At 67.1% G+C, this 18,279-nt stretch carries 2 protein-coding genes; both read left to right on the top strand.

Annotated elements, in window-relative coordinates:
- Positions 1-93: 93 nt before the first annotated feature.
- Positions 94-14,892 (top strand): hypothetical protein, encoded by a 14,799-nt coding sequence (locus BLS51_RS27410; RefSeq protein ID WP_090192099.1) that lies wholly within the window; start codon positions 94-96, stop codon positions 14,890-14,892.
- Positions 14,893-15,060: 168 nt separating this feature from the next.
- A complete protein-coding gene (locus tag BLS51_RS27405; RefSeq protein ID WP_090192101.1) occupies positions 15,061-18,267 on the top strand; it encodes an O-linked N-acetylglucosamine transferase family protein in 3,207 nt (1,068 codons plus the stop codon).
- Positions 18,268-18,279 lie beyond the last annotated feature (12 nt).

The following is an 18,279-nucleotide window of genomic DNA, read 5'->3' as shown; positions in this document are numbered from 1 at the left end:
TTTTCAGGCCAAGAATTGGCACCAATTTAAGCCTTTTTTCTCCAGTTAATATCGTTTAACGGTACTATATATTTCCCCTGGGAGATTATAAACATGGCATCCACTGTACCTGACCTGACGACCGACCAAATTCAAGCCCTGAGCAACGCGCAAATCGCCGCCTTCACAACGGCCGATGCCGCTGCCTTGAGCACGCTGCAAATGAGCGTGCTGAGCCCGAGCCAGCTGAGCGCGCTGGGCACGGCGCCGCTGCGCGTCCTGTCGGCGCAGGTACTGCAAGCGATGACCACGCAACAGATCAACACCGGCCTGAGCACGCGCCAGGTGGCAGCCTTCACGCCGGAGCAGTTTTCCCTGCTGACGACCGCCCAGCTGACTGCCGGCCTCAACGCCGAGCAGTTCAGCAGCCTCACCACCGCCCAACTGTCGGTGCTGACGCTGGCGCGCATGGCCATCCTGCAGACCGAAGACGTCGCCGCGCTGCGCACCGCCCAGTTGGTGTCCTTGGCGCCGGAGCAGGTACGCGCGCTGACCACCGCCCAGATCCAGGCCCTGACCACCGCCCAGACCACCTCGCTGAAGACCTCGCAGGTGGTGGCGCTGACCACCGCGCAAGTAGCCGCCATTGCGCTGGATGACGTGGTGGCGCTGACCACCGCCCAGCTGAACGTGCTGGACCCGAACCAGCTGGCCGCCTTGGGCACCGCGCAAATGGCCGTGCTCAGCACGCGCCAGATCACCAGCCTGTCGGTCGGCCAGATCGGCCTGCTTGGCACGGCACAACTGGCCGCGCTGGGCAATGATGGCTTCAGCGTGCTGAAGTCCCAGCAGATCGCCAGCCTGACCAACCAGCAGCTCAGTGCCCTCAGCACCGACCAGATCATTGCGCTGACCACCGCGCAAGTGGTGGCGCTGACGCCGCAGCAGCTGGGCCTGCTTTCCAGCCGCCAGTTGAACGCGATGGAAGCGCAGGACCTGGCCGCGCTGCGCACCAACCAGGTAGCGGCGCTGAGTACCAGCGCCACCGCCTCGCTCAGCGTCAGCCTGATGGCCGCGCTGACCACGGCGCAGATCGCCGCCCTGCCGGGCACCCATGTGCGCGCCTTGACCACCGACCAGATCGTCGCCCTGAGCATGAACCAGGTGGCAGCGATGACCACGCTGCAAGTCCAGGCGCTCAGCAACGCCCAATTGGCGGCGATTGAAAACGCCGACATCGCCGCACTGAAGAGCGCACAGCTGAACGCGCTCAGCACGGCACAGCTGAACGCCTTCGGTACCGACCAGATCATCGCCCTCAGCACCCAGCAGGCCGCCAGCCTGGCGGTGACGCAGGTTGCCGCCCTCAGCACCGCCCAGCTGGCCGCGCTGGAAATCGCCGATCTGGTGGCGCTGCGCTCGCAGCAGGTGGCCGCCATCAGCAGCCAGGGCATCGCCGCGCTGGAACTCAGCCAGGTGGCCGCGCTCACCACGCTGCAGGTTGCCGCGTTGCAGAACAACCAGCTGGCCGCGCTCAGTAGCGACCAGATCGCCGTGTTCAGCACGGGGCAGGCAAATGCGCTCAGCACGCTGCAGATCGGCGCGCTGTCGACGCGCCAGGTAGCGGCGCTGACCGCCGACAGCCTGGCCAGCCTGAAAACCTCGCAGATCGCCGCCCTCGGCAGCGCCGCGATTGCCGCGCTGACCACCGATCAGATCGTCGCCCTGAAAACCGCGCAAGCCGGCGCACTCAGCGCGCAGCAGCTGGCGGCGCTGTCCAGCGACCAGCTGGCCGCATTGGAAAACACCGACCTGGCCGCACTGAAGACGGCGCAGCTGAGCGGCCTCAGCACCGCCAACATCGCCGCCCTCAGCACCGATCAGGTAGCGGCACTGACCACCGCCCAACTGTCGACGCTGGCCACGCGCCAGCTGAACGCGCTCGGCACCGACCAGATCGTCGCCCTGACCACCGCCCAGGCCAGCACGCTGACCACGCTGCAAATCGCCACACTGGCCACCAGCCAGGTGGCGGCGCTGGAAAACCGCGACCTGGCGGCGCTGAAGACCGCGCAGATCGCCGCACTGACCACCAATCAGCTGAGCGCACTGGGCACCGACCAGATCAACGCCCTCAGCTCGCTGCAGGTATCGGTGCTGACCACCCAGCAGGTGGCCGCGCTGAGCAGCGATCAAGTGCTGGCCTTGCAGGCCTCGGCACTGGCGGCGCTGAAATCGCAGCAGGTAGCGGCGCTGACCAGCGCCAATGTCAACGCGCTGACCACCGCCCAGGTGGCGGCGCTGAGCACCGCCGTGTTGACCTCGTTCACCACCAGCCAGATCGCCTCGCTGACCACCGACCAGATCGTCGCGCTGACCACGCAGCAAAGCGCCGCGCTGCTCACCCGCCAGGTGGCGGCGCTGACCTCGGACCAGGTCGCCGCGCTGGAAGTCCAGGACCTGGCCGCCTTCAAGAGCGCGCAGATCGTCGTGCTCGGCACCGCCCAGATTGCCGCGCTGAACACCGCGCAAATCGTCGGCCTCGGCTCGCAGCAGGTCGCCGCGCTGAGCACCGCGCAAGTCGCCACGCTCAACAGTGAGCAACTGGCGGCGATGGAAACCCGCGACCTCGCCGCACTGAATTCGGTGCAGGCGGCCGCGCTGAACGCCAATGCCGTCGCCGCGCTGGACGTCACCCAGTTTGCCGCACTGACCACCAATGTGCTGAGCAACCTCGGCACCGCCCAAATCAGCGCGCTGACCACCGACCAGATCGTCGCCCTGACCACCGCGCAAGCCAGCATGCTGTCCACGCGCCAGATCGCCACGCTGTCGGCCGACCAGCTGGCCGCGATGGAGTCGCGTGACTTCGCCGCCCTGAAAACCGCGCAGATCGCCGCCCTCGGCACCGCGCAGATCAGTGCGCTGGGCACCGACCAGGCCGCCGCCCTGACCTCGCTGCAAATCGCCGGCCTGAGCACGCTGCAAGCGGCCACGCTGAGCGCCGAACAGCTGGCGGTCATCCGCACCAACGGCCTGGCCGCGCTGCAATCGCGCCAGGTCGTGGCGCTGAGCACCGACGCCATTGCCGCGCTGACCACCAGCCAGTTCGCCGCGCTCAGCTCGACTGTGCTGAGTTCGCTGACCAACGCCCAGGTGGCGGCACTGACCACCGACCAGATCGTCGCGCTGACCACCGCGCAAAGCGGCGTGCTGAGCACCCGCGAAATCGCCGCGCTGTCGTCCGACCAATTGAATGCGCTGGAAACGCAGGACCTGGCCGCGCTGAAAACCGCGCAGATCGCCGCCCTCGGCACAGCACAGGTCAGCGCGCTGAGCACCAGCCTGATCGTCGCGCTGGCGTCGCAACAGGTGGCGGCGCTGAGCACGCAGCAAATCGCCGCGCTGAATGCCGACCAGATGGCCGCGCTGGAAACCCGCGACCTGGTGGCGCTGCAATCGCGCCAGGTGGTGGCGCTGGGCACCGACGCCATCGCCGCCCTGACCACCGGCCAGTTTGCCGCGCTGACCACCGCCGTGCTGAGCGCGCTCACCAACGCCCAGCTGGCCGCACTGAGCACCGACCACATCGTGGCGCTGACCACCTTGCAGGCCGGCGCGCTGAGCACCCGCGAAATCGCCGCCCTGTCCGACGACCAGCTGGCGGCATTGGAAACCCGCGACCTGGCCGCCTTGAAAACCAGCCAGACCGTCGCCCTGTCCACCAGCCAGATCGCCGCGCTCGGCACCGCCCAGGTGGCGGCGCTGACTTCGGCCCAGGCCGGCACACTGACCACCCAGCAACTGGCGGCGCTGAGCGCCAGCCAGGCTGCGGCCCTGCAAACCGCCGCGCTGGCCGCGCTGCAAACACGCCAGGTGGCAGCACTCCCCACCGACGCCGTTGCCGCGTTGACCACCGCGCAGTTCGCCGCGCTGACCACCGCCGTGCTGACCTCCTTCAGCACGGCCCAGGTCGCCGCGCTGAGCACCGACCAGATTGTTGCGCTGAGCACGCTGCAAGCCAGCGTGCTGACCACGCGTGAAATCGCCGCGCTGTCGTCCGACCAGGTGGCGGCCTTGCAGACACAGGACTTTGCCGCGCTGAAAACCAGCCAGATCATCGCCATCGGTTCCGACCAGATGGCCGCCCTCAGCACCGACCAGATCGTCGCGCTGACCACCGCCCAGGCCGCCGCGCTGACCCAGTCGCAGCTGAACGCGCTGTCCACCGAACAGCTGGCCGCGATGGAAACCCAGGACTTCGCCGCGCTGCGCACCAGCCAGCTGCTGGCCCTCGGCACGCGCAGCATCGCCACCCTGAGTCCGGCGCAAGTGGCGTCGCTGAAGACCGAACAGATTGCCCAGCTGAGCTCGGACCAGATCCAGGTGCTCAGCAGCGCCCAGCTGCGCGCGCTGACCACCATGCAGGTCAACGCCCTCAGCACCGCGCAGATCGGCTACCTGCTGACCCAGCAAGTGGCGGTACTCACCACCGCCGACTGGGCCGCGCTGAAGACCACCCAGCTGAACGCACTCAGCTCCGACCAGCTGGCCGCCGTCACCAGCGCGCAGATCGTCGCGCTGACCACGCTGCAAGCCAGCCAGCTGTCGACCCGCCACATCGCGGCGCTGTCGACCGACCAGCTGAACGCACTGGAAACGCAGGACCTGGCCGCACTGACCAGCGCCCAGATCGGCGCCCTCGGCAGCGATGCCGTGGCGGCGCTGGACCTGGCGCACCTGGCCGCCTTGGCCACCCGTCAGATCGTCGCGCTGAGCACCGCGCAAGTGCAGGCGCTGGGCACCGACCAGGTGGCGGCACTGACCACGCTGCAAGTCAGCAACCTGGGCACCGCGCAGATTGCCGCGCTCGGCAGCGACCAGCTGCTGGCGGTTGAAACCGTCGACCTGGCGGCGCTGAACTCGCGCCAGATTCAGGCGCTGGGCACCGAGCAGGTCAGCCTGCTGAGCACGCAGCAAATCGTCGCGCTGAGCTCGCAACAATTCAATGCCATGAGCTCGCGCCAGCTGGCCGCGCTGACCACCGACCAGATCGCAGCGATCGAATCGCGCGACCTGGTGGCGCTGCAAACCGCGCAGATCGGCGGCCTCGGCACCGACAACCTGAACGCGCTGACCAGCAACCAGCTGCGAACGCTGACGTCGCAACAACTGGCGGCCATCGGCACCGCGCAGCTGAGCCAGTTGAACACCGCGCAGATTGCCGCACTGAGCACGCAGCAGGTAGCCAGCCTGCTGACCCAGCAGATTGCCGCGCTGACCACCGACCAGATCGACGCACTCGGCACGCTGGACATTTCTGTGTTGAAAACCGCCCAGGTGGCGGCACTCGGCACCAGCCAGATCAGCAGCCTGGCCACCAGCCTGATCGTCGCGCTGAGCTCGCAACAAGTGGCGGCGCTGAGCAGCAAGCAGCTGGCCGCGCTGTCGTCCGACCAGGTGGCGGCGATTGAAACCCGCGACCTGCTGGCGCTGCAAACGGCGCAAATCGCCGGTCTGTCCAGCGACAGCCTGAACGCCCTGACCACCGCACAATTGCAGGCCTTGAACAGCGCCCAGCTGGGCGCGCTCAACACCGCGCAGCTGCAAGCGCTGGGCACCGACCTGATCGCCGCGCTGAGCACGCTGCAAGCCAGCAGCCTGACCACCGCCCAGATCGCCGCCCTGAGCAGCGACCAGCTGGCCGCGCTGGAAACGCAAGACCTGGCGGCACTGAAAACCAGCCAGCTGAACGCCCTGGGCAGCGCCCAGATCGGCCTGCTGAGCACGGCGCAAATCGTCGCCCTCGGCAGCCAGCAGTTCGCCGGCCTCTCCAGCAAGCAGCTGGCGGCACTCAATAGCGACCAGATCGCCGCGATTGAAACCCGCGACCTGGTGGCGCTGCAAACCGCCCAAATCGTCGGCCTGTCCAGCGACAGCCTGGCCGCGCTGACCACCGCGCAATTGCAGGCGCTGACCACGGCACAGATTGGCGCCCTCAGCACCAGCCAGCTGCGCGTGCTGGGCAGCGACCAGATCTCCGCGCTGAGCACCTTGCAAGCCAGCACGCTGACCACCGCCCAGATCGCCGCACTGACCAGCGACCAGCTGGCCGCACTGGAAACCAGGGACCTGGCCGCGCTGCGCACCGCGCAGGTGGCAGCCCTCAGCACCGTCCAGATCAGCCAGCTCAGCACCGCGCAGATTGTTGCGCTAGGCACCCAGCATTTCATCGGCCTCAGCACCAAACAGCTGGCGGCGCTCGACAGCGACCAGTTCGCCGCCATCGAAACCCGCGACCTGGCGGCGCTGCAAACCGCGCAGATCGCCGGCATCAGCACCGCCAACCTGACCGCACTCAGCACCGCCCAGCTGCAAGCACTGAACTCGGCACAGATTGCCGCACTCAGCACCAACCAGCTGCGCGCGCTGGATACCTTGCAGATTGCCGGCCTCAACACGCTGCAAGCCGCCAGCCTGACCACCGCGCAGATCGCCTCCCTCAGTAGCGACCAGTTGCAGGCGCTGGAGTCAGCCGATCTGGCCGCACTGAAAACCAGCCAGATCGCCGCCCTCGGCAGCGCCCAGGTCGGCCTGCTGACCACCGCGCAGATCGTCGCGCTCGGTTCGCAGCAGGTTGCCGCGCTGAGCAGCCGCCAGTTGGCCGCGCTCGACAGCGACCAGATCGCCGCGATTGAAACCCGCGACCTGGTGGCCATCCAGACCGCCCAGCTCGCCAGCCTCGGCAGCGACAGCCTGAACGCACTGGGCAGCGCCCAGGTACAAGCGCTGAGCTCGCAACAACTGGCCGCGATCAGCAGCAACACGCTGCGCGCGCTGGCCTCCGAACAGATCGCCGCGCTGACCACGCTGCAAGTCAGCAACCTGCTGACCAGCCAGATCGCCGCGCTGACCAGCGACCACCTGGCCGCCCTCAATGCCGCCGACATCGGCGCGCTGAAGACCGCCCAGATCGCCGCACTGAACACCAGCCAGATCACCCAGCTGAGCACCGCGCAAATCGTCGCGCTGACGTCGCAGCAGATCGCCGCCCTGAGCACCCGCCAGGCCAGCGCGCTGACCACCGAGCAGTTGGTGGCGATTGAAACCCGCGACATCGGCGCCCTGCTGACCGCGCAAATCGCCAACCTCGGCACCGCCGGCCTGGCCGCGCTGACCACGGCGCAATGGCAGGCGCTGTCCACCGGCCAGATCGCCGCACTGAGCAGCGTGCAGTTCCGCGCGCTGGAAACAGCGCAGATCGCCGCCCTCAGCACGCTGCAAGCCAGCAGCCTGGGCACCGCCCAGATCGCTGCGCTGAACAGCGACCAGCTGCGCGCGCTGGAAACCGACGACCTGGCCGCGCTGCGTACCGCGCAGATCGCCGCGCTGTCGACCGAACAGGTCAGCCTGCTGACCAGCCAGCAGATCGTTGCCCTCAACACGCTGCAAATCTCCACGCTGAGCACGCGCCAGCTGGACGCGCTGGAAACCAGCCAGGTGATCGCGCTGGAAACCCGCGACCTGGCCGCGCTGCGCACCGCGCAGATGATCGGCCTGTCGAGCGACAGCCTGAATGCGCTCAGCAGCACGCAAATGCAGGCGCTGACCAGTGCGCAATTGCAGGCGCTCAGCAGCGTGCAACTGCAAAACCTGGCCACGCGCCAGCTGGCGGCGCTGAGCAGCGCCCAGCTGGTCAACCTGGCCACGGCGCAGATGCCGCAACTCAGCAACGCCCAGCTGGTCGCCATCGGCACCGCCATGCTGGCCCTGCTGAAGACCCAGCAGATCGCCGCACTGAACAGCAGCCAGGTCGCCGCGCTGAACAGCGCGCAGATCGTCGCCCTGACCACGCTGCAAGTCAGCAACCTCGGCACGCAGCAAGTTGCGGCGCTGGGCAGCGACCAGCTGAACGCGCTGGAAAGCCAGGACCTGAGCGCGCTCAAGTCGCAGCACATTGCCGCGCTGAGCTCGCAACAAATCGCCGGCCTGAACACCACTCAGGCGGAAGCGCTGACCACCGCGCAAGTGGCTGCCCTGAACAGCGCGCAACTCGGCGCTGTCGGCACGGCCCAGTTGCAAACCTTCTCCACCGCTGATATCGCCGCGCTGAAAACCACCCAGCTGGGCGGCCTCAGCGGCGACCAGCTCGACGCGCTGCTGAGCGACCAGTTCCGCGCGCTCAACACGGCGCAGCTGAATGCGCTGACCACCAGCCAGTTCCAGTCGCTCGGCAGCCAGCAGATTGTTGCCCTGAGCACGCTGCAAGCCAGCAACCTGTCCAGCGCGCAGTTGCAGGCGCTGAGCAACAGCCAGCTGGCCGCGCTGGAAACCGAAGACCTGGCGGCACTGAAAACCGCCCAGATCAACGTCCTCAGCACCAGCCAGATCGTGCAGCTGAACAGCGCGCAGATCGCCGCCCTGAGCACGCTGCAAGTCAGCAACCTGAACACGCAGCAAGTCGGCGCGCTGGCCACCAGCCAGATCCAGGCGCTGGAAACCCAGGATCTGGCCGCGCTGAAGACCGCGCAGATGCAGGTGCTGAACAGCAACCAGCTGGGCGCCATCACCACCGACCAGTTGCAGGCGGTCACCACGGCCCAGCTGTCGTCGCTGAGCACGGCGCAATTCCAGACGCTGCTCACCGCCCAGATCGCCGCACTGACCACCCGCCAGGTCAGCACCCTCGCCACCGCGCAGATCGCCGCGCTGGCCAGCGGCCAGTTGGCCGCCTTCAACTCGGATGAAATCGCCGCGCTGCGCAGCGCCCAGATCGGCGCGCTGCGCACCGAACAGGTGGTGACGCTGAGCACCGACCAGATCGTCGCGCTGAGCAGCAACCAGGTGGGCGCCATGACGACCGCCCAGCTGTCGTCGCTGACCTCGAACCAGGTATCGGTGTTGAGCGCCGACGACTTTGCCGCGATGAACACCGCGCAACTGGCCGCGCTCGGCTCGCTGGGCAACCTCAGCACCGACCAGATCCAGGCACTCACCACGGCGCAGATCGCCGCTCTCAGTACCGTCCAGATCGCCGCGCTGAACAGCGCCCAGGTGATCGCCCTGACCACGCGCCAGATCGGCGCCGTCAGCACCGACGGCGTGGCCGCGCTGAGCAGCAGCCAGCTGGCAGTGCTGGAACTGGAAGACCTGGCCGCGATGCGCACCGCGCAGATCGCCGCGCTGTCGACCGGCCAGATCACTCTGCTGAGCACCGACCAGATCCAGGCACTGACCTCGGCGCAGATCAGCAACCTGTCTACCCAGCAGTTTGCCGCGCTCGGCACGGCGCAAGTGCAGGCGCTGGGCAGCGACGACCTGGCGGTATTGAAAACCGCCCAGATCAGCGTACTCAGCACCGACCAGATCCACGCACTGGCGCCGGAGCAGGTGCAATCGCTGGGTGTCACCCAGCTGAACGCGCTGAGCAGCACCCAGTTGCAGTCGCTGAGCACCGACCAGAGCATCGCCCTGACCACACAACAATATGCGGCGCTGTCGACCGCCCTGATTGCCGTGCTGACCACCCGTCAGCTGAGCGTGATTGAACTGGAAGACCTGGCCGCACTGAAAACCGCGCAGATCGCCGCGCTGGACACCGCCCAGTTGCAGGCGCTGGCGCCGGACCGCATCGCCTCGCTGAGCGTCACCCAGGTGCAGGCACTCAGCAGCGCCCAGTTGCAAGCGCTGACCTCGGACCAGCTGCAGGCAATGGAAACCCAGGACCTGGCCGCGCTGAAAACCGCGCAAATCATCGCGCTGAGCACGCAGCAACTGAACACCCTGCTGGAGCCGCAGCTGCAAAGCCTGGGCCTGACCCAGCTGCAAGCGCTGACCAGCACCCAGTTGCAAGCGCTGGGCAGCGACCAGATCTACAGCCTGACCACGCAACAATTCGGCATGCTGACCACGGCGCAGATCGCGCTGCTGACCACCGCCCAGCTCGGCGCCATCGCGCTGGAAGACCTGGCCGTGCTGAGCAGCGCGCAAATCCTGGCGCTCGGTTCCGACCAGCTGCAATCGCTGACGCTGGACCGCATCGCCGCGCTGACCACTGCCCAGGCGCAAGCCTTGAGCACCAGCCAGCTTTCATTGCTGACCACTGCGCAGATCCAGGCGCTGGAAACCGAGGACATCAACGCGCTGCGCACCGCGCAGTTGCAGGCGCTGGGCAGCGACCAGCTGAACGCGCTGCTGCAACACCAGATCCAGGGCCTGGGCTCGGCCCAGTTGAACGGCCTGAGCACGGCGCAATTCCACGCGCTGGGCAGCGACCAGATCATCGAGCTGACCACCGCCCAGATGGTGCAACTGGCCACCGCGCAGATCGCCGCGCTGAGCGCGTCGCAACTGGCAGCGATGGAACTGGAAGACCTGGCAGCCCTGCTGACCAGCCAGCTGGCAGTGCTGAGTACGCAACAAATCAGCCAGCTCGACCTGGCCCACATCGCCGCGCTGACCACGCAGCAGGCGGCCGGCCTCACCACCGGCCAGCTGTCCTCGCTGACCACCGGCCAGTTCCAGGCGCTCGGCACCGACGCGCTGCAAGCGCTGAGCGGCACCCAGGTCGGCGCGCTGACCACCGATCAGCTGAGCACGCTGACGCCTGACCAGCTGCAAAACCTGCGCACCGACCAGATCGAAGCGCTGAACTCGGCGCAGGCGCAATCGCTGACCACCGCGCAGATCGACGCGCTGACCGCGACGCAGATCACCAGCCTGAGCACGCGCGCGCTGAACGCGCTGAGCAGCCAGCAGATCGCCGCCATCAGCACCGACAACTTCGCCGTGCTGTCCAGCAACCAGATCGCCTCGCTGAACGCGGCGCAGTTTGGCGCCATCAGCACCAGCCAGATGGTGGCGCTGACCTCGTCCCAAGCCGCCTCGCTGAGCACCGCGCAAATCGCCGCCTTTAGCAGCGACCAGCTGGACGCGCTGGAGACCCGCGACTTCGTTCTGCTGAAAACCGCGCAGATCGCCGCCATCACCACCAGCAACATCGCGGCGCTGACCACCGACATCGTGCACGTGCTGACCACCGCCCAGGTGGCCGGCCTGAGCAGCGACCAGATCGCCGCGCTGGGCACCGACCACATCGAAGCATTGACCAGCGCCCAGGTCACCACGCTGAATTCGGCGCAAATCGGCGCGCTCAACACCGACCAGGTCGGCGCGCTGAGCACCGAAGACTTCATCGCGCTGCGCAGCAACCAGCTGGCCGCCTTCAACACCGCGCAGTTCGCCGCACTGACCAGCGCCCAGCTGAACGCGCTGTCGACCAGTGCCTTCACCGCGCTGACCACGGCCATGCTGGCGTCGCTGACGGCGTCGCAGTTCAGCCAGCTGAATACGGCGCAGGTGGGCGCGCTGACCTCGTCCCAGGCCTACGCCTTGAGCACCGACCAGCTGGCGGCGCTGAACACCGACCAGTTCAGCGTCATCAACACCAACGCCATCCGCAACCTGCAATCCGACCAGATCGGCGCGCTGTCCACCGACCAGATCGTCGCACTGGCCACGCAACAGGTGCGCGCGCTGACCAGCACGCAGCTGAACGCGCTGCTGACCGATCAGATCGTCGCGCTGGAAACCGCCGATCTGGCCGCGCTCACCACGGCCCAGTTCACCCAGCTGTCGACCGACCAGTTGCAGGCGCTGCTGACCGACCAGCTGGCAACGCTGTCGACCGCGCAGATCAGCACGCTAACCACCGACCAGCTCAGCGCCGGACTGAACACCGACCAGATCGTCGCGCTGACCACCGCGCAAGCGGCAGCGCTGGCCACCCGCCAGGTCGCCGCATTGACCAGCGACCAGGTCATCGCGCTGGAAACCGATGACCTGTCCGCCTTCAGCACACGCCAGATCGTCGCCCTGACCAGCGACCAGCTTGCCGTGCTCGGCACCGACCAGCTGAACGGCCTGACCACCGCCCAGCTGGCGGCGCTGACCACCAGCCAGCTGATCAACGGCCTCGGCACGCAGCAACTGGTGGCGCTGGACACCAATCACATCAGCGCGCTGACCACCGCGCAGCTTGCCTACGGCCTGAGCGCCGACAGCATCGCCGCCCTTGGCACCGACCAGATCGCCGCGCTGCGCACCGCGCAATCGGCCGCGCTGGCAACGCTGCAAGTGGCGGCGCTGAGCACCGACCAGGTGGTCGCGCTGACCACCGCGCAGGCCGCCACGCTGACTACGCAGCAGGTTGCCGCGCTGACCACCGACCAGGTGGTGGCGCTGGAAACCGTGGACCTGTCGTCGTTCAGCACGCGCCAGATCCAGGCGCTGACCATCGAGCAGGTGGCCGCGTTGGCGAGCCTGCAACTGAACAGCCTGACCACCGCCGAATTCGCCGCGCTGACCACCAACCAGCTGAGCCTGGGCCTGACCACCGACCAGCTGGTAACGCTGGACAGCGCCCACATCAGCACGCTGACCACCAGTCAGCTGGTGGCCGGCCTCGGCATCGCGGTCGCCGCGCTGACCACCGACCAGATCGCCGCACTGCGCACCGCGCAGTCGGCCGCGCTGGGCACGCTGCAAGTGCAGGTGCTGGGCACCGACCAGATCGTCGCGCTGACCAGCGACCAGGCCGCAACGCTGACCACCCAGCAGATCGCCGCGCTCAGCAATGAGCAGGTGGCGGCGCTGGAAACCATCGACGTCAACGCCCTCAGCACCCGCCAGCTGAACGCCCTCAGTGCCGCCCAGCTCGGCGCGCTGGGTTCCGACCAACTGAACGCGCTGGGCACCACGCAGTTCGCCGCGCTGGGCACCAGCCAGCTGGCCAACGGCCTGGCCAGCGCGCAACTGGCGGCGCTGGATACCGATCACATCAGCGCACTGACCACCGCCCAGCTGGCTTACGGCCTGACGCTGGACAACCTGGCGGCGCTGACCAACACCCAGTTGCAGGCACTGCGCACCGCGCAGATCGCCGCGCTGACCTCGTTGCAAGCCAGCGCGCTGGGCACCGACCAGATCGCCGCGCTGTTGCCGTCGCAGATGACCGGCCTGTCCACCGCGCAGATGCCGGCGCTCAGCGCCGACCAGCTGGCCGCGATGAACACCGATCAGATCGCCGCGCTTGACACGCAAGACGTCGCCGCGCTGAGTGCCGGCCAGTTCATCGGCCTGTCGACCGACCAGACGGTGGCGCTGACCACCGCCCAGGTACGCGGCCTGAAAACCGCGCAGATCGCCGCCATCGACGGCGGCCAGATCAGCGTCTTCACCAGCGACCAGTTGCAGGCGCTGAGCACGCAGCAGGCCAACGCGCTGAGCGTAGCGGCAGTGACCACGCTGTCGACCGACCAGCTGGGCGTGCTGAGCACCGCCACCATCGCCGCACTCGGCACGGTGCAGATCGCCAGCCTGAGCGTCAGCCAGCTGCATGGCATCAACACCGAACAGGTACAGGCGCTGACCAGCGCGCAGCTGGGCGCGATGACCGCCGACCAGCTGTTCGCCTTCAGCACCAGCCAGATCGTGGCGCTGCGTACCACGCAGATCGGCTACCTGACCACCACCCAACTGGCGGCGCTGTCCAACACCCAGGTGCAGGCGCTGTCGACCGAGCAGATCGCCTCGATCAAGCTGAGCCAGATCACCGCGCTGACCATCGACCAGGTCGGCGTGCTGGGCAGCGACCAGCTGCAGGCGCTGACCACCGCGCAGATCCAGACCCTGTCGAACACCCAGCTGACTGCGCTGACCACGCCGCAGGCGGGCGCGCTGACCACCACCCAGATGGCGGCGCTGAAGAACGCCCAGCTGGGCGCGCTGGACGCAACGCAGATCTACGGCTTCAGCACCGACCAGCTGGGTGCGTTGAGCACCAGCCAGTTCGGCGCGCTGACCAATGCGCAGATCGGCTACCTGTCGACCGACCAGATCGCCGGTCTGAGCACCGACCAGGCAGCGGGCCTGAAGACCAGCCAGCTGATCGTCTTCACCAACGCCCAGCTGCAAGCGCTGGGCACCAACCAGGTCGCGGTACTGGCCACGGCCGGCCTCAGCGCGCTGAGCGTGGCGCAAGCCGACGCCTTCAGCGCCGGCCAGGTAGCGGCGATGTCGGTGGCGCAGACCATGGCACTGAACTCGGCCTCGGTCAACTACGCGACGCCGCTGATCCTCGACCTCGACGGCAACGGCGTGCAGACGCTCAGCATCACCGCTGGCGTGCAGTTCGACATCCGCGCCGACGGCAGCAAGGTACAGACCGGCTGGGTAGACGCCCACGACGGCCTGCTGGCCCTGGACCGCAACGGCGACGGCGTCATCAACGACGGTGGCGAGCTGTTCGGCAGCGGTACCACGCTGGCCGACGGCAGCAAAGCCAGGGACGGCTACGCCGCGCTGCGCGAGCTGGACACTAACGGCGACGGCCAGATCACCGCCGCCGACAGCGCCTACGCAGCGTTGCGCGTATGGGTGGACGGCAATTCCGATGGCGTCAGCCAGGCGGACGAGCTGAAGACGCTGGAACAGCTAGGCATCGCCGCGATCGGCGTCAAAGCCAGCAGCACCCTGATCCAGCAAAACGGCAACCTGATCGGCCTGACCGGCAGCTACACCAGCACCGACGGCAGCGAGCACCAGAGCGCCGACGCCTGGTTCCTGGCACAGAAAGCAACGTCCACTTCCTCGCTGCAACAGCAAGTCAGTGGCCTGAGCAACGCCATCGGCAGTTACGGCGCGGCCCCTGCGGCGCAAACGCAACAGCCAGCGCTGACGCTGAACCCGGCTGCCACCGCTACGGTAGCCGAATCCGCGCCAGCCCTGGCAATGGCCGACGCCCTCAAGCACTACCGCGCCAGCCAAGGCCTGCAAGGCGCAACGGCACCGCTAAGCAACAAGCCAGCGTTCGAAGAACCCGCGCAAAACTGGTTCAGCGTGCCTAAACGTTAAGCAACAAACCCAAAACCTGGGGTCAGTTCTGCCAAATGTACATGAGCTCGTGTACGTTTGGCAGAACTGACCCCGGTTTTGGGTCTTGCTCCAGAGCCAAAAGTTGCCCCTTATCCTGCGACAAAAAGGTATGATAGGGATCGGACTGAAACAACTTTACGCTCTGCTATGACCGCTCAAGTACCCGCAGCACCCGCTCCTACCGATAACAGCCCGCTGGGCACTGTCATGGCCATGGCCGCCAACGGCCAGTTGTCCATTCCGGACCTGTTCGGCGCCGCTGCCGTGCTGCAGGAAAGTGGCCAGTTGCCGGCCGCCATCGCGCTCTACCGCACCTGGATCGAGCACACGCCGTCGCCGCTGATGTATGCGGCCTGCTTCAACCTGGCCGTGGTGCTGTCGAATTCCGGCGACGATCCCGGCGCCGAGGTGGTGCTGCGCAAGGCCATCGCGCAGAATCCGAATTTCATCGAGGCCCGCCTCAATCTCGGCACGCTGCTGGAACGCACCGGCCGCCCGGATGACGCGCTGGCGATGTGGAAGTCCATCATCAATGATCCGATCGAGCCGGACGTCAAGGCCAACCAGACGCTGTACGTGCAGACGCTGAACAACCTCGGCCGCCTGCTGGAGATCCAGAAGCGCTACCCGGAAGCGGAAGCCATGCTGGCCACCAGCCTCGGCGTCGATCCACAACAGGCAAACGTGATGACCCACTGGGTCCACCTGCGCCAGAAGCAGTGCGAATGGCCGGTCTACGCCGGCCTGGAAAATATTTCGCTTGCCACCATGATGGAAGGCACCTCGGCGCTGGCCATGCTCAGCGCGTCCGCCGATCCGGCCCAGCAGCTGGCCGCCGCCAAGCGCTTCGTCAACGAGAAGATCAATGCCGCCGTGGCGCCGCTGACCGGCCAGCACGGCTACGGCCACCAGCGCCTGCGCATCGGCTACCTGTCGTCGGACTTCTGCTCGCACGCGGTGTCGATCCTGACCGCCGAGCTGTATGAGCTGCACGACCGCAGCAAGTTCGAGGTCTATGCCTTCAGCTGGAGCCGCGAGGACGGTTCGCCGATCCGCGCGCGCGTGGTCAAGGCTATGGACCATTACATCCGCATCGACAAGATGACCGACGAGCAGGCCGCCCGCACCATCCGCGCCCACGAGATCGATATCCTGGTCGACCTGCACGGCCTGACACTGGGCGCCCGTCCGCAGATCATCGCCTACCGCCCGGCGCCGGTGCAGCTGACCTACCTCGGCTTCCCCGGCAGCACCGCGCTGCCCGGCATCGATTACGTGATCTCCGACGAGTTCCTGATCACGCCCGAGATGGAGCCGTTCTTCACCGAGAAACCGCTGCACCTGCAGGACTGCTTCCAGATCAACGACCGCCAGCGCGCCATCGCGCCGACGCCGACCCGCGCCTCGGTCAACCTGCCGGACGACGCCTTCGTCTTCTGCTCGTTCAACAACAACTTCAAGTTCACGCCTGACCTGTTCAGCGTGTGGATGAACATCCTGCGCCGCGTGCCGAATTCGGTGCTGTGGCTGGTGGCCGATTATCCGGAAGTGCGCGAGAACCTGTTCCGCCACGCCGAGCAGGCCGGCATCGACCGCAACCGCATCATCTTCAACAGCCGCGCCGTGCCGGCCGAGTACCTGGCGCGCTACCAGCTGGCCGACCTGTTCCTCGATACCTTCCCGTTCAACGCCGGCACCACCGCCAGCGATGCGCTGTGGGCCGGCCTGCCGCTGCTGACCTGCGCCGGCCAGACCTTCTCGTCGCGCATGGCCGGCAGCCTGCTGCGCGCGGTCGACCTGCCGCAGCTGATTACGCACAGCTTCGAAGACTACGAAGAGAAGGCGGTGGAACTGGCCAACAACCCGGCGCGCATCGCTTCGATGAAGCGCCAGCTGATGGCCAACCGCCTGACCTGCGCGCTGTTCGACAGCCCGCGCTTCGTGCGCAATATGGAAGCCGCGCTGCAGAAGGTGGCCAAGCCGGCCGCGCCGCGCCTGGCCGCGCCGGAACACGCGGTGCGTCCGCAGGAACCGTCGCAGCCGGCCGAACCGGCGCGCATCGACCAGATTCCGATCATCACCGTGTCCTACAACGCGCCCGATCTGATCGAGGCGCTGCTGCGCACGCTGCGCCAGTTCTACAGCAACCGCGTGTACGTGATCGATGGTTCCAATCCGGACGTGGCCGAGCAGATCCGCGCCATCACCGACAGCCATGACAATGTCGAATTCATCCCGTTCGGCTACAACATCCACCACGGCCCGGGCCTGGCGTGGGCGATCAATCACCTCGGCCTGTCGGGCGAGGTGCTGTTCCTCGATTCCGATGTCGAGATCCTCAAGGCCGGCTTCCTCGAATCGCTGCATGAACACCTGCGTCCCGGCATGTACGGCGTTGGCAATACCCAGCTGGTCAACGAGCAGGGTTACGACCGTCCGCAGGATGGCGCCGTGCGCTATCTGCACCCGGCCTGCATGCTGACCAATATCGAGGTGGTGCGCCAGTGGCCGCTGCCGATCAAGCACGGCGCGCCGCTGATCCCGACCATGCTGGCGATCCACGCCGCCGGCGCGCACGACCTGATCGGCCTGGTGCCGTGGGTGCACGACGATTTCGCCAAGGAGCCGAAGCGCCACTTCATCAAGCATGACTGGCAGGGCACGGTGATCCGCACCGGCGGCTACCACTACGACCTGCCAAGCAGCACCACCACCGTCAATGCCGACCTGCTGCACTTCATGCCGCTGGATGCGCGCAAGATCGTCGAAGTGGGCGTGCGAGACGGCACCTTCGCCAAGGCCTACAAGCAGCGCAACGCCATCTGCAACTACACCGGCATCGAGGCCGATCCGGCGCCGGCGCAGGCCGCGCGCCCGCATTGCGATTTCGTCTTCAACGACGACATCGAACACGCCGGCCCGGAATTCTGGGACCACGTGCGCAACGCCGACACCTGGGTGCTGGACGAATCGCTGGAGCACATGAACGATCCGTGGAACGTGCTGCAGAAGATCCGCACCAACATCGCGCCGGGCGGCAAGATCGTCGCCACCATCCGCAACTTCCAGCACTGGAGCATCCAGGCGCGCCTGAACGCCGGCGACATCCGCTACGGCAGTCAGGGACTGGAGAAGCAGCGCAAGCGCATCTTCACGCGCGGCGCCATGCTGGAGATGTTCCAGCAGGCCGGCTTCCAGATCAGCGGCGGCAGCGCGCGCATCATCGACGAACCAGCGCGCGAGAAATACCTGCCGGCGATCCGCCTGATGGCCGGCGCCAGCGGCCTCGATCCGGTGGTGGCGGTGGAAGACGCCCTGCCATGGCAATACATCGTGACCGCAGTTGCGGCATAACGGAGAGCACAG

This window comes from Duganella sp. OV510 (genome assembly GCF_900100205.1).
Taxonomy (GTDB): domain Bacteria; phylum Pseudomonadota; class Gammaproteobacteria; order Burkholderiales; family Burkholderiaceae_D; genus Rugamonas.
Note: the sequence above shows the minus strand (reverse complement) of the source record. Positions and strands in the feature narration are given on the sequence as shown.

Bases quoted from the DNA above. Each gene is read 5' to 3' on its own strand.
- BLS51_RS27410 (WP_090192099.1), top strand. From the start codon at position 94: ATGGCATCCACTGTACCTGACCTGACGACCGACCAAATTCAAGCCCTG.
- BLS51_RS27405 (WP_090192101.1), top strand. From the start codon at position 15,061: ATGACCGCTCAAGTACCCGCAGCACCCGCTCCTACCGATAACAGCCCG.